The organism is Microbacterium telephonicum (genome assembly GCF_003651225.1).
GTDB lineage: Bacteria > Actinomycetota > Actinomycetes > Actinomycetales > Microbacteriaceae > Microbacterium > Microbacterium telephonicum.
The window spans coordinates 810,951-830,089 of sequence record NZ_RCDB01000002.1 but is presented as its reverse complement, the minus strand read 5'-3'; the positions used below and the strand labels follow the sequence as shown (position 1 = coordinate 830,089).

General features: G+C 69.7%; 19 protein-coding genes. 13 read left to right on the top strand and 6 right to left on the bottom strand.

The window, feature by feature from the left end:
* Positions 1–70 precede the first annotated feature (70 nt).
* From ctaC to C7474_RS08890, 4 genes are read left to right on the top strand one after another with little or no spacing between them, the layout of a single operon-like run.
* Entirely contained in the window at positions 71–979 is a 909-nt protein-coding gene (ctaC, locus tag C7474_RS08905) for an aa3-type cytochrome oxidase subunit II (RefSeq protein WP_121059036.1), read from the top strand.
* Positions 980–1,032: 53 nt separating this feature from the next.
* Positions 1,033–2,721: an aa3-type cytochrome oxidase subunit I gene (gene ctaD / locus C7474_RS08900; RefSeq protein ID WP_121059399.1), complete on the top strand. Its 1,689-nt coding sequence runs from the start codon at positions 1,033–1,035 to the stop codon at positions 2,719–2,721.
* Positions 2,722–3,156, top strand: coding sequence for a cytochrome c oxidase subunit 4 (locus C7474_RS08895; RefSeq protein ID WP_121059034.1), 435 nt, complete (start codon positions 2,722–2,724; stop codon positions 3,154–3,156).
* A gap of 5 nt (positions 3,157–3,161) precedes the next feature.
* A complete protein-coding gene (locus tag C7474_RS08890; protein WP_121059032.1) occupies positions 3,162–3,965 on the top strand; it encodes a PP2C family protein-serine/threonine phosphatase in 804 nt (267 codons plus the stop codon).
* Between the two features lie 77 nt (positions 3,966–4,042).
* Here the strand turns inward: C7474_RS08890 and C7474_RS08885 are convergent, their stop codons facing one another.
* From C7474_RS08885 to ctaE, 5 genes are all read right to left on the bottom strand, one after another.
* Positions 4,043–4,450: a rhodanese-like domain-containing protein gene (locus C7474_RS08885; RefSeq protein ID WP_121059030.1), complete on the bottom strand. Its 408-nt coding sequence runs from the start codon at positions 4,448–4,450 to the stop codon at positions 4,043–4,045.
* Positions 4,451–4,538: 88 nt separating this feature from the next.
* Positions 4,539–6,359 carry a cytochrome bc1 complex cytochrome b subunit gene (qcrB, locus tag C7474_RS08880; protein WP_121059028.1) on the bottom strand — a complete coding sequence of 607 codons (1,821 nt, stop codon included), beginning with the start codon at positions 6,357–6,359 and terminating at the stop codon, positions 4,539–4,541.
* A complete protein-coding gene (qcrA, locus tag C7474_RS08875; RefSeq protein WP_121059026.1) occupies positions 6,356–7,435 on the bottom strand; it encodes a cytochrome bc1 complex Rieske iron-sulfur subunit in 1,080 nt (359 codons plus the stop codon). The genes qcrB and qcrA overlap by 4 nt, the downstream gene beginning before the upstream one ends.
* A 39-nt stretch (positions 7,436–7,474) precedes the next feature.
* Positions 7,475–8,275: a cytochrome bc1 complex diheme cytochrome c subunit gene (gene qcrC, locus C7474_RS08870; RefSeq protein WP_121059024.1), complete on the bottom strand. Its 801-nt coding sequence runs from the start codon at positions 8,273–8,275 to the stop codon at positions 7,475–7,477.
* A gap of 23 nt (positions 8,276–8,298) precedes the next feature.
* Positions 8,299–8,934, bottom strand: a complete 636-nt coding sequence (gene ctaE / locus C7474_RS08865) for an aa3-type cytochrome oxidase subunit III (RefSeq protein WP_121059022.1) — start codon at positions 8,932–8,934, stop codon at positions 8,299–8,301.
* Between the two features lie 130 nt (positions 8,935–9,064).
* Between ctaE and trpD the strand changes: the two genes are divergently transcribed.
* The 3 genes from trpD (at position 9,065) to C7474_RS08850 (ending at position 11,778) form a co-directional block, all read left to right on the top strand.
* Positions 9,065–10,126 carry an anthranilate phosphoribosyltransferase gene (gene trpD, locus C7474_RS08860; RefSeq protein ID WP_121059021.1) on the top strand — a complete coding sequence of 354 codons (1,062 nt, stop codon included), beginning with the start codon at positions 9,065–9,067 and terminating at the stop codon, positions 10,124–10,126.
* Between the two features lie 115 nt (positions 10,127–10,241).
* On the top strand, positions 10,242–10,733 hold the full coding sequence (locus C7474_RS08855; RefSeq protein ID WP_121059019.1) for an aromatic ring-opening dioxygenase LigA: 492 nt from the start codon (positions 10,242–10,244) through the stop codon (positions 10,731–10,733).
* A gap of 58 nt (positions 10,734–10,791) precedes the next feature.
* On the top strand, positions 10,792–11,778 hold the full coding sequence (locus C7474_RS08850; protein ID WP_121059017.1) for a PHP domain-containing protein: 987 nt from the start codon (positions 10,792–10,794) through the stop codon (positions 11,776–11,778).
* A 34-nt stretch (positions 11,779–11,812) separates the two neighbouring features.
* Here the strand turns inward: C7474_RS08850 and C7474_RS08845 are convergent, their stop codons facing one another.
* Entirely contained in the window at positions 11,813–12,727 is a 915-nt protein-coding gene (locus C7474_RS08845; protein ID WP_121059015.1) for a 5'-3' exonuclease, read from the bottom strand.
* A 59-nt stretch (positions 12,728–12,786) separates the two neighbouring features.
* Between C7474_RS08845 and C7474_RS08840 the strand changes: the two genes are divergently transcribed.
* The 6 genes from C7474_RS08840 to C7474_RS08815 all read left to right on the top strand — a co-directional run bounded on the left by C7474_RS08840 (position 12,787) and on the right by C7474_RS08815 (position 19,138).
* Complete coding sequence (locus C7474_RS08840; RefSeq protein WP_121059013.1) at positions 12,787–13,137, top strand: TraR/DksA family transcriptional regulator; 351 nt, start codon at positions 12,787–12,789, stop codon at positions 13,135–13,137.
* Positions 13,134–13,538, top strand: coding sequence for a YchJ family protein (locus C7474_RS08835; RefSeq protein WP_121059397.1), 405 nt, complete (start codon positions 13,134–13,136; stop codon positions 13,536–13,538). Before C7474_RS08840 ends, C7474_RS08835 begins: the two co-directional genes overlap by 4 nt.
* A gap of 49 nt (positions 13,539–13,587) precedes the next feature.
* Positions 13,588–14,583, top strand: coding sequence for a cation diffusion facilitator family transporter (locus C7474_RS08830; RefSeq protein WP_121059011.1), 996 nt, complete (start codon positions 13,588–13,590; stop codon positions 14,581–14,583).
* A 177-nt stretch (positions 14,584–14,760) separates the two neighbouring features.
* On the top strand, positions 14,761–16,212 hold the full coding sequence (rpsA, locus tag C7474_RS08825; protein ID WP_121059009.1) for a 30S ribosomal protein S1: 1,452 nt from the start codon (positions 14,761–14,763) through the stop codon (positions 16,210–16,212).
* 107 nt (positions 16,213–16,319) lie between these two features.
* Positions 16,320–17,978, top strand: a complete 1,659-nt coding sequence (locus tag C7474_RS08820; RefSeq protein ID WP_121059008.1) for a sensor histidine kinase — start codon at positions 16,320–16,322, stop codon at positions 17,976–17,978.
* Positions 17,975–19,138 carry a diguanylate cyclase gene (locus tag C7474_RS08815; protein ID WP_121059005.1) on the top strand — a complete coding sequence of 388 codons (1,164 nt, stop codon included), beginning with the start codon at positions 17,975–17,977 and terminating at the stop codon, positions 19,136–19,138. Before C7474_RS08820 ends, C7474_RS08815 begins: the two co-directional genes overlap by 4 nt.
* Position 19,139 lies beyond the last annotated feature (1 nt).

Genomic DNA, 19,139 nt, shown 5'->3' with positions numbered 1-19,139 from the left:
GGCCTGAATCGCGTGGGAGGTTGCCCTAGACTGGCGGGAGTCGAACCTTCAAGACCCCGAAAGGTGAAACGTGCGCGTCAAACGTCGCCTCCGCCTCGCTGCCATCCCCCTGGGCATGGCCACAGCGGTCGCCCTCGCAGCCTGCACCCCCACTGAGCTGAACGGCTTCCTCCCGGGGTTCACCGAGGACGGCACGCAGGCGACCAACCACACCGAGATGATCTCGGCACTGTGGGTCAACTCCTGGATCGTGCTCCTCGCCGTCGGTGTCATCACGTGGGGCCTCATGGCCTGGGCGGCGATCGCGTACCGCCGCCGTCGCGGCCAGTCCGGCCTGCCGGTGCAGCTGCGCTACAACATGCCGATCGAGATCTTCTACACGGTCGTGCCGCTCATCCTCGTCATCGGCTTCTTCGCCTTCACGGCGCGCGACCAGACGATCCTCGAGACCCAGTACGACGACCCCGACGTGTGCGTCACGGCCATCGGCAAGCAGTGGGCCTGGGACTTCCAGTACAACGACGACACCCAGAACTGCGAGGCCGGCGACGACGCCGTCTGGTCGATGGGCGTCCAGGCGCAGACGGATGCCGTCGGTGACATCACCAACGAGATCCCCACGCTGTACCTCCCGGTCGACAAGGAGGTGAAGATCAAGCTCGCCTCGCGCGACGTGATCCACTCCTTCTGGATCATCGACTTCCTGTACAAGAAGGACATGTACATCGGGAAGGACAACTACTGGTCCTTCACCCCGACCCGCATCGGCGAGTACGACGGCAAATGCGCCGAGCTGTGCGGCCAGTACCACTCGATGATGCTGTTCAAGGTCAAGGTCGTCTCGGAGGCCGATTACGAGGACTACCTCGAGACGCTGCGCGACGCCGGCCAGACGGGCGACATCGACAACGCCTACGACCGCCTGCAGAACCTGCCGGGCACCACGGGTGACGCCGCATCCACCGAGGGAGAGCACTGATGACCCAGGTATCCGAGCGCCCGCAGACGATCCCCCCGCGCCAGGCGGCTCTCATGAGCTCCTCGCGTGTGGAGCAGAAGGGCAACATCGTCGTCAAGTGGATCACCTCCACCGACCACAAGACGATCGGCTACATGTATCTGATCGCCTCCGTGCTGTTCTTCCTGCTCGGCGGTGTGATGGCCCTCATCATCCGCGCCGAGCTGTTCGAGCCGGGCATGCAGGTCATCCCGACCAAGGAGCAGTACAACCAGCTGTTCACGATGCACGGCACGATCATGCTGCTGATGTTCGCGACGCCGCTGTTCGCGGGCTTCGCCAACGCGATCCTGCCGCTGCAGCTGGGTGCCCCCGACGTCGCCTTCCCGCGTCTGAACGCGTTCGCGCTGTGGCTGTTCATCTTCGGATCGATCATCGCGATCGCCGGCTTCCTCACCCCGCAGGGCGCCGCCGCGTTCGGATGGTTCGCCTACCAGCCGCTGGCCAACGCCTCGTTCTCACCGGGCGCGGGCGGAAACCTCTGGATGCTGGGTCTCGGCATGAGCGGTTTCGGCACGATCCTCGGTGCCGTGAACTTCATCACGACCATCATCACGATGCGTGCGCCGGGTATGACGATGTGGCGTCTGCCGATCTTCTCGTGGAACGTGCTCATCACGAGCATCCTCGTGCTGATGGCCTTCCCGGTGCTGGCCGCCGCGATCCTCGCCGCCGCCGCCGACCGCGTGCTCGGCGCCCACATCTACGATCCCGCCAACGGCGGCGTGCTGCTGTGGCAGCACCTGTTCTGGTTCTTCGGTCACCCCGAGGTGTACATCATCGCGCTGCCGTTCTTCGGCATCGTCTCGGAGATCTTCCCGGTCTTCAGCCGTAAGCCGATCTTCGGATACAAGACCCTCGTCTACGCGACCATCGCGATCGCGGCGCTGTCGGTGTCGGTGTGGGCGCACCACATGTACGTCACCGGCGCGGTGCTGCTGCCGTTCTTCGCCCTGATGACGATGCTCATCGCGGTGCCGACGGGTGTGAAGATCTTCAACTGGATCGGAACGCTCTGGCGAGGCTCGGTCACGTTCGAGACGCCGATGGTCTTCGCGCTCGGCTTCCTCGTGTCGTTCGTCTTCGGTGGCCTCACTGGTGTCATCCTCGCCTCGCCGGCGCTGGACTTCCACCTCTCCGACTCGTACTTCGTCGTCGCGCACTTCCACTACGTCGTCTTCGGCACGGTCGTGTTCGCCATGTTCGCGGGCTTCTACTTCTGGTGGCCCAAGTGGACCGGCAAGATGCTCAACGAGCGCCTCGGCTACGTGCACTTCTGGCTGCTGTTCATCGGCTTCCACATGACCTTCCTCATCCAGCACTGGCTCGGCGTCGACGGCATGGTGCGTCGCTACGCGGACTACTCCGCGGCCGACGGCTGGACGTGGCAGAACCAGGTCTCGACGATCGGCGCCATCATCCTCGGCGCGTCGATGATCCCGTTCTTCCTGAACGTCTGGATCACCGCGCGCACCGCCCCGAAGGTGACCGTCAACGACCCGTGGGGTTACGGCGGATCGCTCGAGTGGGCGACCAGCTGCCCGCCGCCGCGTCACAACTTCACCTCGATCCCGCGCATCCGCAGCGAGCGTCCGGCGTTCGACCTCGCCCACCCCGAGGCCGCGCTGCCGGTCGGCGTGGGCCCGGCCAAGGACGCCCCCGATGCGCCCGTCGTCGATCTCGCCCAGGGAGAGGTCAAGTAAGTGAAGACCAACGTCAACCTCTGGTGGATCCTGGGCGGGTTCTTCCTGCTCATGGCGATCGTGTACACCTGGTGGAACATCATCGAGCACTCGTCGCGGCCGTGGTACAACGCGATCGAGTGGGTCGGCACCGTGGGCCTGCTGTTCAGCGTGTTCATGGCCGTCATGATCGGGTTCTACGTCGACCGCGTGCACCGCGCGCAGGGCGGCGAGCTGCCCGAGGACGTGTTGACGGCAGACATCGACGACGGTGACCCCGAGATGGGCGAGTTCAGCCCGTGGTCGTGGTGGCCGCTCGTGCTGGCCTTCTCGGCGTCGCTGGCCATGATCGGTCTCGCCGTGGGCACCTGGATGGTCCCGATCGGCTTCGGCGTGTTCGTCGTCGCGATCGTGGGCTGGGTCTACGAGTACTACCGCGGATACTTCGCCCGCTGACATCCATGTCGTGGGGCTTACGGGCCGGCGTCTCCAGTGACGTCGGCCCCTTCCGTTCGGTGAACCAGGATGCCGCTTTCGCGGCGTCCTGGGGCGCCGCCGTCGCCGACGGGGTCGGCGGCGGTCCCGCCGGCGACCTGGCGTCGGCGGCTCTCGTGCACCGCCTGGTCGCGGGCGGGCGGCAGGTGGCGGACGCCGAGGCGCTCGCGCTGCGGCTGCGGGGCGCGAACTGGGATCTGGGCGCACACGTGCGGCGCGACCCGTCGCTCGCGGGCATGGCGACGACGTTCACCGGTCTGTGGATCGCCGACGACGAGGCGACGCTGCTGCTGGCGCACACCGGCGACTCGCGTGCCTACCTGCTGCGCGACGGTCACCTCATCCGTCAGACCCGCGACGACTCCTTCGTGCAGGCGCTCGTCGATCAGGGGCTCGTCTCGCCGGAGGACGCGATGACGCACCCGCGGCGAAACATCATCACGGCGTCGCTGCGCGGCGACGCCCGCGATGTCGTGCGCGTCGTCGAGCGCGTGCCGGTCGTCGGCGACCGTTGGCTGCTGTGCAGCGACGGCGTGAGCGACTACCTCCCCGACGACGTCATCCGCGAGGAGTTGGCCCTGGAGTCGGACCCCGTGCGCGCCGCGCACGCGCTCGTGTCGCAGGCGCTGGACGCGGGGTCGCGTGACAACGTCACCGCCGTCGTCTGCGACGTCGCGACAGACGTCGCCGATGAGCTGTCCGCTCCCGTGTTCGCGGGCGCGGCGGCGGCGCGGTTCCTCGAGGGCCTCGACACCCCGCGCGCGGGCTGACCCCGGCATCCTCTCACCAGTCACGAATGGTGGCGCTGGAGGCCTTCCAGGCCACCATTCGTGACTGGTGAGGAGGGTCAGCGTCGGACGACCATCACCTGCGGGTCGAACACCCGGGGGAGGGGACCGTCGGCGTTGTCGGTGGGCTGGCCCTCGCGCACCCAGTATTCGTAGCCGCCGATCATCTCGCGCACCGTGAAGCCCTGCTTCGCGAACTCCAGGGCGCCCTTCGCGCCCGCGTTGCAGCCGGGGCTCCAGCAGTAGACGACGACGGGCACGGCCGGGTCGAGCTCGCGCGGTGCGCGCTCGGCGACCTCGCGGTACGGCATGTGCACGGCCCCCGAGACATGCCCCTGCGCCCACGCCTCGTCGCCCCGCACGTCGACGAGCACGAAGGCGTCGCCGGCCTTCTGCGCGGCGTAGACGTCGGAGGCGTCGGTCTCGTGGGTGAGCTTGGCGGTGAAGTAGGCGAGTGCGTCGGTCATGGGGACGACGCTACGCGAACACGAAAGCGGCGAGGGCGACCGTGTCGGTCACTCCTCGCCGCTTTCCTGCCGATGCGGATCGGCGGTGTCAGTGCTTCTTGTCGTCCTCGTCGGGGACGATGATGTTCGACGGGCGGTTGGCGGTCTCGGACCCCTTGCCGTCCTCGATCGGGTGCAGCGGAGCATCCGGGACCCCGGCGCGCTCGTGGGCGCCCTGCAGCTCCTCGGCCTCCTCGTGGGCGATGTGCTCCAGCGTGTGGTGCTGGTGGGCACGCGCCGCCTCGATCTCGGTCTGCGTGACCGGGGTGAGACGGTCCTCGAAGAACCACCGCGACAGCCCCGAGCGCATGTTCTCGTGCCACGGGATGCGGCCCTTGTCGTTGGGGCGGACCACGAGGGGCGCGTTCGTCTCGAAGTCGACGAGCTTCATGAGCTCGTACTCGTCGACGGGCTGGTGCACCTCGATGTACTCGCCGCCGGGGAGGCGGACGATGCGACCGGACTCGTAGCCGTGCAGCGCGATCTCACGATCCTTCTTCTGCAGGGCGATCGCGATGCGCTTGGCGACGAAGTAACCGAGCACGGGGCCGATGATCAGCAGCGCCTGCAGCGTGTGGATGACGCCTTCCATCGTGAGATGGAAGTGGGTCGCGATGATGTCGGACGAGGCCGCGGCCCACAGCACCGCGTAGAAGATGACGCCGGCCACGCCGATGCCGGTGCGGGTGGGCGCGTGACGCGGACGCTGGGCGATGTGGTGCTCGCGCTTGTCGCCCGTGATCCACGACTCGATGAAGGGGTACAGCGCCACCAGCACGATGAACAGGCCGAGCACGCCGAGCGGGATGAGGATGTTGAACGACCAGGTGCGGTCGAACAGCACGAACTCCAGGTGCGGCGGCACGAGACGCAGCGCGCCGTCGGCGAAGCCGATGTACCAGTCGGGCTGGGTGCCCGCCGAGACGGGGGAGGGGTCGTACGGGCCGTAATTCCAGATCGGGTTGATCGTGAACAGCGAGGCGATCAGCACGATCACACCGAAGACGATGAAGAAGAAGCCGCCCATCTTCGACATGTAGACCGGCATCATCGGGTAGCCCACGACGTTGCTGTTCGTGCGGCCGGGGCCGGCGAACTGCGTGTGCTTGTTGACGATCATGAGCATGAGGTGCACGGCCAGGAGCGCGACGAGGATCGCCGGCAGCAGCAGGATGTGCAGCGTGTAGAGGCGGCCGACGATCGCGGTGCCGGGGAATTCGCCGCCGAACAGCAGGAACGAGGTCCACGTGCCGATGAGCGGGATGCCCTTGATCATGCCGTCGATGATGCGCAGACCGTTGCCGGAGAGCAGGTCGTCGGGGAGCGAGTAGCCGGTGAAGCCCTCGCCCATCGCGAGGATGAACAGCACGAAGCCGATCACCCAGTTCAGCTCACGGGGCTTGCGGAACGCGCCCGTGAAGAACACGCGCAGCATGTGCACGCCGATGCCGGCGACGAACACGAGCGCCGCCCAGTGGTGGATCTGGCGCACGAGCAGACCGCCGCGGATGTCGAACGACAGGCGCAGCGTGGAATCCAGCGCGGCCGACATCTCGACGCCACGCATCGGCGCGTAGGCGCCGGTGTAGTGCGTCTCGACCATCGAGGCCTGGAAGAAGAAGGTCAGGAACGTGCCCGACAGGAGCACGACGACGAAACTCCACAGCGCGATCTCGCCCAGCATGAACGACCAGTGGTCGGGGAAGATCTTGCGCCCCAGCTCCTTGACGAAGCCGGAGATCGAGGTGCGCTCGTCGATGTAGTTCGCGGCGCCGGCGACGAAGCGCCCGCCCAGCGGCTTCTCGTTCTTCGACGAGGTGGCGCCGGGTGCCTGCGCCGTGCCCGGCTCGGTGACGGTGGCGGTGCTCAATGGCGCTCCCAGAAGCTCGGGCCGACAGGTTCGGTGAAGTCGCTGCGCGCGACGAGGTAGCCCTCGGCGTCGACGGTGATCGGCAGCTGAGGCAGCGGACGGGCGGCCGGGCCGAAGATGACCGCGGCGCCGCGCTCCACGTCGAACTGCGACTGGTGGCAGGGGCAGAGGAGGTGGTGGGTCTGCTGCTCGTACAGGGCGACGGGGCAGCCGACGTGCGTGCAGACCTTCGAGTACGCGACGATGCCGTCGTACGACCAGTCCTTGCGGTCCTCCTCCTCGACCAGCTGCTCGGGCAGCAGGCGCATGAGCAACACGATCGCCTTGGCCTTCTCCTCGAGGTAGCCGTCGTGGTGGCTGAGGTCGGCGAGGGACTCCGGGATGACGTGCACGGCCGAGCCGAGCGTCAGGTCGGCGGCGCGGATGGGCTCGCCGCTGGGGTCGTGCGCGAGGCGCTCGCCCTCCTTCCACATGGTGTGGCTGAGGAGCGCGACCGGGTCGCCGGCCATGGGCTTGGCTTCGCTGTTGTGCGGTGCGAGACCGCGGAACAGCGTGATGCCGGGGACGATCGAGGCCACGAGGGCGGCGATCAGCGAACCGCGGATGGCGGTGCGGCGGCCGAAGCCGGACTCCTCGTTCGCGTCGCGGAACGCCTGCACGGCCGCTTCGCGCGTCGTGTCACGACCACGGGTCGCGTGACGCGGCTCGATGAACTCCTTGTCGGACATGATCGCCTTGGACCAGTGGATCGCGCCGAGGCCGATCGCGAGCAGGGCCAGGCCGATGCCGAGACCGATGAAGAGGTTGTTGTGCCGGATGTCGATGATCCGGCCGCTCTCGATCGGGAACAGCATGTAGGCGGCGACCGCCCAGATGCTGCCGGCCAGCGACAGGTAGAACAACGTGTAGACCGTGCGCACGGCGCGCGTCATCGCCGCCGGGTCCTGGTCGGTCACGCGGTGCCGGTGCGGGGGAAGCCCCGGGTTCTGCACGGGGTCGGGAACCGCGACAGCGAGCCCGGCGGAAGGCTTCCATGAAGCCCTCTCGTGCTCGAGCGCGTCTTCCTCGTGTGCCATGGTGCTCCTCGTCGCTTTCCTACGTCTACGTCAGTGTGATCAGTTCGACTTCGCCGTGATCCACACGGTGAGGCCGATGAGGGACCCGATGCCGAAGATCCAGATGAACAGGCCCTCGGAGACGGGGCCGAGCGAGCCGAGGTTGAAGCCTCCGGCCGACTCGTTCTGCTGCATCCACATGAGCGCGGAGATGATGTCGCGCTTCTCGTCGGTGGTGAGGGTCATGTCGTTGAAGACCGGCATGTTCTGCGGGCCGGTGACCATCGCCGCGTAGATGTGCAGCGGGCTGGTCGTCGTCAGCGCGGGGGCGTACTTGCCCTCGGTCAGGGCGCCGCCGGCGGCGGCGACGTTGTGGCACATCGCGCAGTTGATGCGGAACAGCTCGGCGCCGTTGGCCACGTCGCCCTCGCCGTCGAGGGTCTCGTCCGACGGGTAGGACGGGCCGGGGGAGGTGGACTGCACCCACGCCGCGACGGCCTTGATCTGGTCTTCGGTGAACTGCACCGGCTTCTGTGGAGCCTGCGGCCCCTGCATCTGCAGCGGCATGCGCCCCGTCGACATCTGGAACTCGACCGCGAGCTCGCCGACGCCGTACAGCGACGGGCCGTCCGCGGTGCCCTCCATGTTGAGGCCGTGGCACGTGGCGCAGTTGGCCTGGAAGAGCTTCTTGCCGTCTTCGACGGTCAACGACGCGGCCGAGGACTGGGTCGGCTCGGTCGCGGCCATCGCCGCGGAGGCGCCGGCGTAGATGCCGCCGCTGACGAGCAGGCCGATGCCGATGAGGGCGGCGGCCGCCCACTTGCTGCGGCGGCCGGTCTGGCGCTGTTTCTTGGATGCCATGGACGTACTCAGCTCCGCTCTCGTCACTTGACGAAGTAGATGACGACGAACAGGACGATCCACACGACGTCGACGAAGTGCCAGTAGTAGGAGACGACGATCGAGGAGGTCATCTCCTTGCGGCCGAAGTTCTTGACCGCGTAGGCCCGCCCGATCACGAGCAGGAACGCGATGAGACCGCCGGTCACGTGCAGGGCGTGGAAACCGGTGGTGAGGTAGAAGGCCGACGCGTAGGAGTCGGCGCTGATGGGCATGCCCTCCAGCACGAGCGTCGCGTACTCCCAGACCTGGCCCGAGACGAAGACCGCACCCATGACGAAGGTGAGGAAGAACCACTCGACCATGCCCCACTGACGGAATTGCCAGATGGAGCCCTTGCGGTAGGGCTGGAAGCGCTCGGCGGCGAAGACGCCGGCCTGGGCGGTGAACGACGAGAGCACCAGGATGAGCGTGTTGACGGCGGCGAACGGGATGTTCAGCAGCTCGGTGCGCTCGGCCCACAGTTCGGGCGAGGCGTTGCGCAGCGTGAAGTAGATCGCGAACAGACCGGCGAAGAACATCACCTCGCTGCCGAGCCACACGATGGTGCCGACAGCGACCGGATCCGGCCGTTTCACGGATCGCAAGGCCTGGGAATAGGTCGCAGGAGTCGTCGTCACGTCCCCATTATGGCTGATTCGGCGACGGCTTTCCGCATCACTGAAGGTGGGTTCGACTTTCGGAGGGGATCCGAGCTCGCTCGGAGTCTCCCGCGAGTTCGCTGTGCGCGCCCCGATAGGATCGGGGGCCATGACGGAGCTGTACTCCTGGCCCGAGATCCTCACCGCACTGCTGTCGCGACGCGACCTGAGCGTCTCCGAGTCCACGTGGGCGATGCGCAAGGTGATGGCGGGGGAGGCGACCCCGTCGCAGCTGGCCGGGTTCCTCGTGGCGCTGCGTGCGAAGGGGGAGACCGTCGACGAGGTCGTGGGCTTCCGGGACGCGATCCTCGAGGCGGCGCTGCCCCTCCCGGTGCCCGCCGACGTCCTCGACATCGTCGGGACCGGCGGCGACCGCTTCGGCACCGTCAACGTGTCGACGATGTCCTCGATCGTCGCGGCTGCCACCGGCATCCCGGTCGTCAAGCACGGCAACCGCGCCGCGAGTTCCGCATCCGGCTCGTCGGACGTGCTGGGGGCGCTCGGGATCGACCTGACGCTGCCGCCGGAGCGCGTCGCCTCGGTACTGGCCGAGACGGGCATCACCTTCGCCTTCGCCTCCGCTTTCCATCCCGGATTCCGCCACGCCGGTCCGACGCGGGCCGAGCTCGGCGTGCCGACGGTGTTCAACTTCCTGGGGCCGCTGTGCAACCCGGCCCGGGCCGAGGCCAACGCCGTCGGCGTCGCGAGCGCGGACCGCGTGCCCCTCATCACGGGCGTCTTCCGCACCCGCGGGGCGACCGCCCTCGTCTTCCGCGGAGACGACGGGCTCGACGAGCTGACCACGACGGGCCACAGCCGGCTGTGGGAGATCAGCCGCGGCGACGTGCGTGAGCACGATCTCGATCCGCGCGACCTCGGCATCCCGCTCGCGCGCATCGACGATCTGCTCGGGGGCGACGCCGCGCACAACGCGAGCGTTGTCCACCGGGTGCTCGCGGGGGAGTCGGGCCCGGTGCGCGACATCGTGCTGCTGAACGCGGCGGCGGGGATCGTCGCCTACCGGCTGTCGCAGGATGCCGCCCAGGCGCAGATCGCGATCGTCGAGAGGCTGGTCGCCGCGATGGCCGACGCGGCCGCGGCGATCGATTCGGGAGCGGCGGCGAACACCCTGTCGGCGTGGATCGACGCGACGTCCCGTCCTGTGGTCTGACCAGCTTTCAGCTGATTCCCATTTTTCCCGGCGCGACCCTTCCCCCGCTATGAAGGCGCTCGATAGCGTGAAGTCATCCACCGGCTCGGAAGAGCCCCCGAGAGGAATCGCTCCCATGTCTGAAGCAGCTGTCACTACCGCGGACACCGTCGCGCCCCCCGAGAAGAAGGTCGGCCTCGTCAAGGCCGCCGGCATCCTCGGCATGCTGGGCGGAGTCGCGCTCATCGTCGTCGGAATCGTCGTCTGGATCATGGTCTCCACCCAGCTCCAGGCCGAGAACATCGTCGTCCCGGACGACGCCGCCGCCTTCCAGGGCCAGACCGTGTCCGGCCCGTTCACCGCCTACGTCCAGGCCGACATCATCCAGCACCACGCGCTGGAGATGTCCGACGGCAAGACCTACGCCCAGCTCGACCGCGAGGACCCCGTACGTGCGACGCTCATGAACGCCTCGTTCCTGCGCTCGTCGCTGTTCACCTCGGTCGTCTCCTTCGGTGTCGCCGCGTTCGCGATGGGTGTCGGTGTCCTGTCGATCCTGTTCGGTTGGGCGATCCACCGCCTCGCGTCGATCCCGGTCGTCGTTCGCCGCGCCAGCGTCGCATCCTGACCCGCATCGAAAAGGCCCGCACCGTGTGTGCGGGCCTTTTCGGCGTTACGGTGCCGTCATGGATCCGATCGACGCGCTGACCGAGATCGCGACGCTGCTCGAACGCGAACGGGCCTCGCGCTACCGGTCGAAGGCGTTCCGTGCCGCGGCGCGGGCGATCGAGGACTTCACGCCCGACCAGCTCGCCGACAGCGCCCTGCTGCGACGCACGGCCGGCGTCGGGGACACCTCGCTCGCCGTCATCCAGGAAGCGGTGGCCGGCGAGGTGCCCGCCTACCTCGCCGAGCTGCGGGCCCGCTACGCGCCGGCCGTCTCGTCGCTGCGGGCCGCGCTGCGCGGCGACCTGCACTGCCACTCGGAGTGGTCGGACGGGCAGACCCCGATCGAGGCGATGGTCGCCGCCGCCCGGGCGCTCGGGCACGAGTACCTGGCGCTCACCGACCACTCGCCGAGGCTGCGCGTCGCACGCGGGCTTTCCGCGGAGCGTCTGCGCGAACAGCTCGACGTCGTCGCGGGCTTCAGCGGCGGCGGGTTCACGCTGCTCAGCGGCATCGAGGTCGACATCCTCGAGGACGGCGCCCTCGACCAGGAGCCGGACCTGCTCGACGAGCTCGACGTCGTCGTCGCATCGGCGCACTCGAAGCTTCGGATGGAGCGCGGCCCCATGACGCGGCGCCTGATCGCGGCGGTGTCGGACTCGCGCGTCGACGTACTGGGGCACGTCACGGGTCGCCTCATCCGCGGCGAGCGCGGGACGCGTCCGCCGTCGACGCTCGACGCGCGCGCCGTCTTCGCCGCCTGCGCCGCGCACGGCGTCGCGGTCGAGATCAACGCGCGTCCCGAGCGCGAGGATCCGCCGGACGAGCTCATCGCCGTCGCGCTCGAGGAGGGCTGCCTGTTCTCGATCGACTCCGACGCGCACGCGCCCGGTCAGCTCGGTCTGCTCGACGAGGGCGCCGCCCGGGCCGAGCGCGCCGGCGTGCCCGCCGAGCGCATCGTCACGACCTGGCCGCTCGAGCGGTTGCGGGAGTGGCTCGCGCGCTGAGCGCTCCCACGCTGACCGCTCTCGCTCTCGGCGCTCAGGCCCGCGCGTGCAGGGCGGCCGCGGCGCGCTCCGCGGACGAGCCCAGTGACCAGCGCGTCGCGAGGGCGTCGACGGCGGCGGCATCCGGCGCCGTGATGCGGGGGACCGGCGGGAGGTCGAGATCGCGCACGACCGCCACCACCGTCGGGGCGACGTCGAGGTAGTCGGCCGCGGCGAGCACCTTGGCGCGCACGCCCGCGGCGATGCCCTCGCCCGTCGCGGCGGCCGCACGGATGCCGGCGAGATCGCCGTGCGCGGCCAGAAGCGACGCGGCGGTCTTGTCGCCCACCCCGGCGACCCCCGGCAGGCCGTCGGACGCGTCGCCGCGCAGTGTGGCGAAGTCGGCGTACTGCGACGGGAGGATGCCGTACTTGGCGACGACGGCGGCGTCGGTGAGCACTTCGAGGTTGCTCATGCCGCGACCCGTGTAGACCACGCGCACGTCGCGCGCGTCGTCGACGAGCTGGAACAGGTCGCGGTCGCCGGTCACGACGTCGACGGGCATGGACGCCTGCGAGGCGTAGCTGCCGATGACGTCGTCGGCTTCGTGCGCGGCGCGACCGACCACCGGGACGCCGAGGGTGGCGAGGGCCTCGCGGATCACCGGGACCTGTGTCTCGAGCGGATCGGGCACCTCTTCGACGTCGGGTGCGCCGGCGACGACCTCCGCGACGCGGTGCGTCTTGTACGTCGGGATCAGGTCGACGCGCCACTGCGGGCGCCAATCGTCGTCCCAGCACGCCACCAGGTGCGTCGGCTCGTACGTCGTCACGAGCTTCGCGATCATGTCCAGGAAGCCGCGGACAGCATTGACGGGACGGCCGTCGGGGGCCTCCACCGTGTCGGGAACGCCGTAGAACGCGCGGAAGTACAGGCTCGCGGAATCGAGCAGCATCAGTCGATCGGACACGGGGTCATCCTGTCACGGCCGCGCGCGCCACGCCCGGGTCCCCGACTACCCTGAGGACGATGGACACCGACGTGCCGGCGGGGCTGCGGGCGGCCGCCTCCCTCCTCGACGCGCGGATCGCGCGGCTCGACGAGGAGCTGGCCGGGCTGCGCCGGGCGCGGGGTGAGGACGCCGCCGACGACGAGCACGACCCCGAGGGGGTGACGCTCTCGTCGGAGTGGTCGAGGCTCGCCGGCGTGCGCGACGACCTGCGCGGCGAGCGGCGGGCGCTCGCCGAGGCGCTCGTCCGCGCGGAGGCGGGGGAATACGGCGTGTGCGCGGACTGCGGCGCGGCGATCCCGTCGGCGCGGCTGGCGGCCCGGCCGGAGGCCACACGCTGCGTCGCGTGCGCGCAGCGGGCGGGCCGATGACCGGCGCCACGCGGGCGATCGCGGATGCCGCCCCCTGCCCGTGCGGTGGCGGCGCGCGTTTCGGCGACTGCTGCGGACCGGTGCTCGCCGGGACCCCGGCGCGCACGGCGGAGGCGCTCATGCGGTCGCGCTACACCGCCTTCGCGCTCGGCGACGCCGCACACCTCGCGGACTCCTGGCATCCGGGGACTCGGCCGGAGAGCCTCGACCTCGAGGCGGGCCTCCGCTGGGTGGGACTGGAGATCGTCGACGTCGTGGCAGGGCAGCCGGGCGACCGGCGCGGCGTCGTGGAGTTCCGGGCACGCTGGCGGCAGGGACGGGACGCCGGCGAGCTGCACGAGCGCAGCCGGTTCGCGTTCCAGTCCGGCCGCTGGTGGTACCTCGACGGCGCGGTGCGCTGAGGGGCTGACGCCCCACCAGACCCCGCGGGGCGGGCGTAGGGTGTGCGCCATGTCCCCCTCGCGTCCGCGTCACGACCGTGCGCACACCGACGACGCGCCCGAATCGCTCACGACCGTCCTGGTCGCCCTCGGCGCGAACCTGCTGGTCGCCGTCGCCAAGACCGTCGCCGCGGCCCTCACCGGTGCAGCGAGCATGGTCGCGGAGGCCGCCCACTCCTGGGCGGACACCGGCAACGAGGTGTTCCTGTACGTCGCCGCCCGACGCAGCGTGCGGCCCGCCGACGCCCGGCATCCGCTCGGCTACGGCCGTGACGCGTACGTGTGGTCGATGTTCGCGGCGTTCGGTCTGTTCGCGGTCGGCGCGGTCGTCTCGGTCATGCACGGCGTGAGCGAACTGCTGGATCCGGAGCCCGCCGATCGGTTCGGCGTCTCCTATGCGGTGCTCGGCGTCGCCTTCGTGCTCGAGGGCGTCTCCTTCCTGCAGGCGCTACGCCAGTCGCGACGCCGGGCGCGCGCGGCCGAGCGCGACCTCTTCGACCACGTCATGCGCACCTCGGACCCGACACTGCGTGCCGTCTTCTTCGAGGATGCGGCCGCGCTCATCGGGCTCGTCATCGCCTTCGCCGGCATCCTGCTGCACCAGATCACCGGATCGGCGGTTCCCGACGCGATCGGATCGATCCTCGTCGGCGTGCTGCTGGCCGTCGTCGCGCTCACCCTCATCCGGCAGAACAGCCGATATCTCGTCGGCGTCGTCGTCGACCCGTCGGTGCGGGCCGCCGCCCTGCGGCGGCTGCAGGCGCACGCGGACGTCGCGGCGGTGACGTACCTCCACATCGAGTACGTCGGACCCGGCCGCGTGTTCCTGCTCGCCGCGGTCGACCTGGCCGGCGACGGCCCCGAGCACGAGGTGGCGGCGCGCCTCAACGCGATCGAGGACGACCTCGCCGCGAGCCCCCGTGTCGCGTGGTCGGTGCTGACCCTCTCGCGGCCGGATGCCGAGCCGCTGGATCCCGAGGCACCCGCCGAGCCGATGCGCGGCTGAGCGGCCTGCGACGCGCGCCCGGATTCTGATACCCTGGAGTGTCACTCGTGTGGCTCTGATGCCATGCCTCGGTGACGAGCAATCCTACCCACCGCTTCGGCTCCGGCATCCGATCGCGTTCGCGCGGCCGGGGAGTGCGAAGCCCGACACCCACCCTCAACAAGGACAACCCACTACATGACTACCGCAACGACCGCCCCGGCTACCAAGCAGATCGCGATCAACGACATCGGATCCGCTGAGGACTTCCTCGCCGCGGTCGAACTCACCATCAAGTCCTTCAACGACGGCGACCTCATCGAAGGAACCGTCGTGAAGGTCGACCGCGACGAGGTCCTCCTCGACGTGGGCTTCAAGACCGAGGGCGTCATCCCCTCGCGCGAGCTTTCCATCAAGCACGACGTCGACCCCAACGAGGTCGTCAAGGTCGGCGACGAGGTCGAGGCCCTGGTTCTCCAGAAGGAGGACAAGGAAGGTCGTCTCATCCTGTCCAAGAAGCGCGCCCAGTACGAGCGCGCCTGGGGCGACGTCGAGAAGATCAAGGAGAACGACGGTGTCGTGACCGGTTCGGTCATCGAGGTCGTCAAGGGCGGTCTCATCGTCGACATCGGCCTCCGCGGCTTCCTGCCGGCCTCGCTCATCGAGCTGCGCCGCGTCCGCGACCTGACGCCGTACCTCGGCCAGGAGATCGAGGCGAAGATCCTCGAGCTCGACAAGAACCGCAACAACGTCGTGCTCTCGCGCCGCGCCCTGCTCGAGCAGACGCAGTCCGAGTCGCGCACCACGTTCCTCAACAACCTGCACAAGGGCCAGGTCCGCAAGGGCGTCGTCTCGTCGATCGTCAACTTCGGTGCGTTCGTCGACCTCGGCGGCGTCGACGGTCTCGTGCACGTCTCCGAGCTCTCCTGGAAGCACATCGAGCACGCCTCCGAGGTCGTCGAGGTGGGCCAGGAGGTCACCGTCGAGATCCTCGAGGTCGACCTCGACCGCGAGCGCGTCTCGCTCTCGCTCAAGGCGACGCAGGAGGACCCGTGGCAGGTCTTCGCCCGCACGCACGCGATCGGCCAGGTCGCTCCGGGCAAGGTCACCAAGCTCGTCCCGTTCGGCGCGTTCGTCCGCGTCGCCGACGGCATCGAGGGCCTCGTGCACATCTCCGAGCTGTCGGGCAAGCACGTCGAGCTCGCCGAGCAGGTCGTGTCGGTCGGCGAAGAGGTCTTCGTCAAGATCATCGACATCGACCTCGAGCGTCGCCGCATCTCGCTGTCGCTGAAGCAGGCCAACGAGTCGGTCGACCCCAACGGCACCGAGTTCGACCCGGCGCTGTACGGCATGGCGACCGAGTACGACGAGAACGGCGAGTACAAGTACCCCGAGGGCTTCGACCCCGAGACCAACCAGTGGCTCGAGGGCTTCGACGCCCAGCGCGAGAAGTGGGAGCAGGAGTACGCCGCCGCCCAGGGTCGCTGGGAGGCGCACAAGGCCGCCGTCGCCAAGGCGCTTGAGGCCGAGGCTGCCGCCCCGGTCGAGACCGGCGCGTCGTCCTTCTCGTCCGACTCGAACTCCTCGGGCGGCACGCTGGCCGACGACGAGGCGCTCGCCGCTCTGCGCGAGAAGCTGTCCGGCCGCTGATCGGCTGACACACCGTACGAACGGGTCGGGACCGCGAGGTCCCGGCCCGTTCGCCGTTCCCGGGCGTCGCGGCGCGCGAGGGGTGCCGCACCCGCTAGCGTCGAGACGTGACCGATGACCGCGCCGCCGAGAGGCCCACGCCCGCATGGCTGGACCGGCTCTTCTCGGACCGGGCCGGATCGCGCACCGTGCGCATCAACCAGCTGCTGCTGGCCGCGGCCGTGCTCGTGGTCACCCTGTTCGTGGTCGGCGCCGTCGCCGGGGACGACCAGGACGAGTTCTTCGTCGGCGTCGCCCTCGTGTGGCTGCTCACCGCAGCGGCGTTCGCGGTGCCCTGGCATCGCCTGCCCGCGATCTTCGCGATGCTCATCCCGCTGCTGGACATCGTCGCGATCACGCTCATGCGCCTGTCCGACCCGACCGCGGGCTACACGCTGCTGTGGTTCTTCCCGCTGCTGTGGCTGTGCACGTCCTTCGCGGCGACGGGATACCTCCTGGGCCTCGGCTTCACCCTCGCGTGCTATTTCGGCTCGTCGCTGATCCAACCCCGCCAGGGGACCGTCTTCTCGCTCGTGCTGCTGCCGGTCGCGTTGATCGTCGTCGGGACCGCGACCTACCTCGCTTCCCGCCGGGCGCGGGCGCAGGAGCGGCTTCTCGACACGCAGGCCGCGATGCTGCGGACGTCTCTCGAGCGCGCGCGCCGCCACGAGCAGCTCGTGACCGATGCCCTGGACGGTGTCGACTTCGGCATCGTGCGCATCGAGTCCGACGGCACGATCTCGATGGCCAACGAGGCGCACACCGAGTTCAACAGCGCACGCGAGCGCGCGACGATCTATGCGGATGCCGCCGCCACGACCCCGCTCGGCCGCGACGACTGGCCCATCGCGCGGGCCCGGCGCGGGGAGGCGTTCGACGACCATCGCGTGTGGCTGCGGTGGCCCGACGGGTCGGAGAAGGCCGTGAGCGTGTCGGCGCGACGCGTCGTCGAAGGCGGGCGCGACACCGGGGCGGTGCTGGTCACGCGCGACGTCACGGCCGAGACCGCCGCCCTGCGCGAGCGCGACGCGCTCGTCGCATCGGTTTCGCACGAGCTGCGCACCCCCCTCACGTCGATCCTCGGCTTCGTCGAGCTCGCCGCCGACGTCCCGGGCCTGCCGCAACAGGCGTCCGAGTACCTCGAGATCGCCGATCGCAACGCGGAGCAGCTGCTCGCGCTCGTCGGCGACGTGCTCGCCGCCTCCAGCACGGCCCAGGCCGGTGCCCAGCTGCCGCTGACCCCCGCCGACGTCGACGCCGCCGCCGTCGTGCGTGCGGCGGTCGAGTCGCTGCGGCCCGCCGCCGCCGAGCGGGACGTCGCGATCGACGCGACCGGCATCCTGCCCGCGCGGGTGCACGCCGACCCGGTGCGCCTGCAGCAGGTGTGCCACAACCTGCTCTCCAACGCCGTCAAATACAACCGCCCGGGCGGTCACGTCTCCGTCGTGACGCGCATGGACGGCGAGGCGACCGAGATCATCGTCGCCGACACCGGGGTGGGCCTCAGCGAGGAAGATCTGGCAGGCGTCTTCCAGCGGTATTACCGCGGAGCCGCAGTGGGGCGCTCCGACGTGAGCGGCAACGGCCTCGGGCTCGCGATCAGCCGGGACATCGTGCGACGCCACGGCGGCGACATCACCGTGACCAGCACGCTGGGTCTCGGCGCCACCTTCACCGTGACGCTGCCGACCTCGCGTCCGACCGGGCGCGGGCGGGAGCACGCATGATCGTCGATCCCTTCACCGTCGCGGCCTTCACCGCGCTCGTCATCGTCGTCAGCGCGACGCTGTTCCTCATCGACACCGTGCGCCGCCACGATGCGGCTCCGGGGCAACTCTGGTCGCTCGGCTACCTGGCGGCCGTGCTCACGACGGTGTCCTACCTCGTCTGGGCCTGGCAGCCGGAGACATGGTGGGCGGTGTCTGCCGGAAACGCCGCGTACATCGTCGCAACGGGCGGCATGTGGCTCGGATGCCGGGCGTTCAACCGCAAACCCGTCGGACTGGCCGGGATCTTCGTCGCGGCGACGAGCGTGCTGGTCGGTGCCGCCACTTCCTGGGAATGGGAAGACCTCGGCGACTGGGCGGGTGCGGTCTGGATGTTCGCAGCGCTCATGGTGCTGGCGGGGATGGCCGCCGTCGAGTGCTTCACCGGCGAGCTGCATCGCGCGCGCGTCGCCAGGCCGCTCGGCATCGTGTTCTGCGTCCAGTCGGCCTATTACCTGGCCCGGAGCATCGCGTTCCTGGCGGCGGGGCCGCACTCCGCACTGTTCCAGACGTGGTTCTCCACCGCCATCACGAGCGTGCTGACGGTGACCCTCACCATCACGGCGGTCGTGGCCACGTCGGTGCTGCAGTCCACCCGTTCACGCATCCGCGGCGGGATCGGCGCGGCCACCGTCGACGCTGCGTTCGCCGTACGCCCGCGCGACGTCTTCCGCCGGGATCTCGACGAGCTGTGCGCCCGGGCGCAGCGGCGCGACGAGCTCGTCGCGGTCGCCATCGTGCACTTCGACGATCTCGCCTCGATCGAGCGGGCCTACGGCGCCGACGTCTCCGACGAGCTCTGGGAGGCGCTGCGGGCCGGCGTGCTCGACGGATCGCCGGCGCTCGTGCTGGTCGGCGAGACCGACGGCGATTCCCTCGGGGTCGCATGGGTCGCCGCATCCGCCGCCGATGCCCGACGTCACGCGATGGCACTGTACCGGTCGCTGCTGACGGGACTGGATGCCGTCACCGGCGGCGCACTTCCGGGCGTCGGTGTCGGTGTCGCGCTGAGCGACGTCAACGGGTACGGAGCCTCGGGGCTGCTGACCGCCGCGGCCGGCGCGGCCGAGCGCGGCGCGGCCGGCTGGACCACGGCGGTCGTGCTGGCCGACCCGCTCTGAC

Excerpts from the sequence above, each read along its gene's own strand:
- ctaD (WP_121059399.1), top strand. The coding sequence starts at position 1,033 with ATGAGCTCCTCGCGTGTGGAGCAGAAGGGCAACATCGTCGTCAAGTGG.
- C7474_RS08890 (WP_121059032.1), top strand. The coding sequence starts at position 3,162 with ATGTCGTGGGGCTTACGGGCCGGCGTCTCCAGTGACGTCGGCCCCTTC.
- C7474_RS08885 (WP_121059030.1), bottom strand. The coding sequence starts at position 4,450 with ATGACCGACGCACTCGCCTACTTCACCGCCAAGCTCACCCACGAGACC.
- qcrA (WP_121059026.1), bottom strand. The coding sequence starts at position 7,435 with ATGGCACACGAGGAAGACGCGCTCGAGCACGAGAGGGCTTCATGGAAG.
- qcrC (WP_121059024.1), bottom strand. The coding sequence starts at position 8,275 with ATGGCATCCAAGAAACAGCGCCAGACCGGCCGCCGCAGCAAGTGGGCG.
- trpD (WP_121059021.1), top strand. The coding sequence starts at position 9,065 with ATGACGGAGCTGTACTCCTGGCCCGAGATCCTCACCGCACTGCTGTCG.
- C7474_RS08855 (WP_121059019.1), top strand. The coding sequence starts at position 10,242 with ATGTCTGAAGCAGCTGTCACTACCGCGGACACCGTCGCGCCCCCCGAG.
- C7474_RS08850 (WP_121059017.1), top strand. The coding sequence starts at position 10,792 with ATGGATCCGATCGACGCGCTGACCGAGATCGCGACGCTGCTCGAACGC.
- C7474_RS08840 (WP_121059013.1), top strand. The coding sequence starts at position 12,787 with ATGGACACCGACGTGCCGGCGGGGCTGCGGGCGGCCGCCTCCCTCCTC.
- C7474_RS08835 (WP_121059397.1), top strand. The coding sequence starts at position 13,134 with ATGACCGGCGCCACGCGGGCGATCGCGGATGCCGCCCCCTGCCCGTGC.
- C7474_RS08830 (WP_121059011.1), top strand. The coding sequence starts at position 13,588 with ATGTCCCCCTCGCGTCCGCGTCACGACCGTGCGCACACCGACGACGCG.
- rpsA (WP_121059009.1), top strand. The coding sequence starts at position 14,761 with ATGACTACCGCAACGACCGCCCCGGCTACCAAGCAGATCGCGATCAAC.
- C7474_RS08815 (WP_121059005.1), top strand. The coding sequence starts at position 17,975 with ATGATCGTCGATCCCTTCACCGTCGCGGCCTTCACCGCGCTCGTCATC.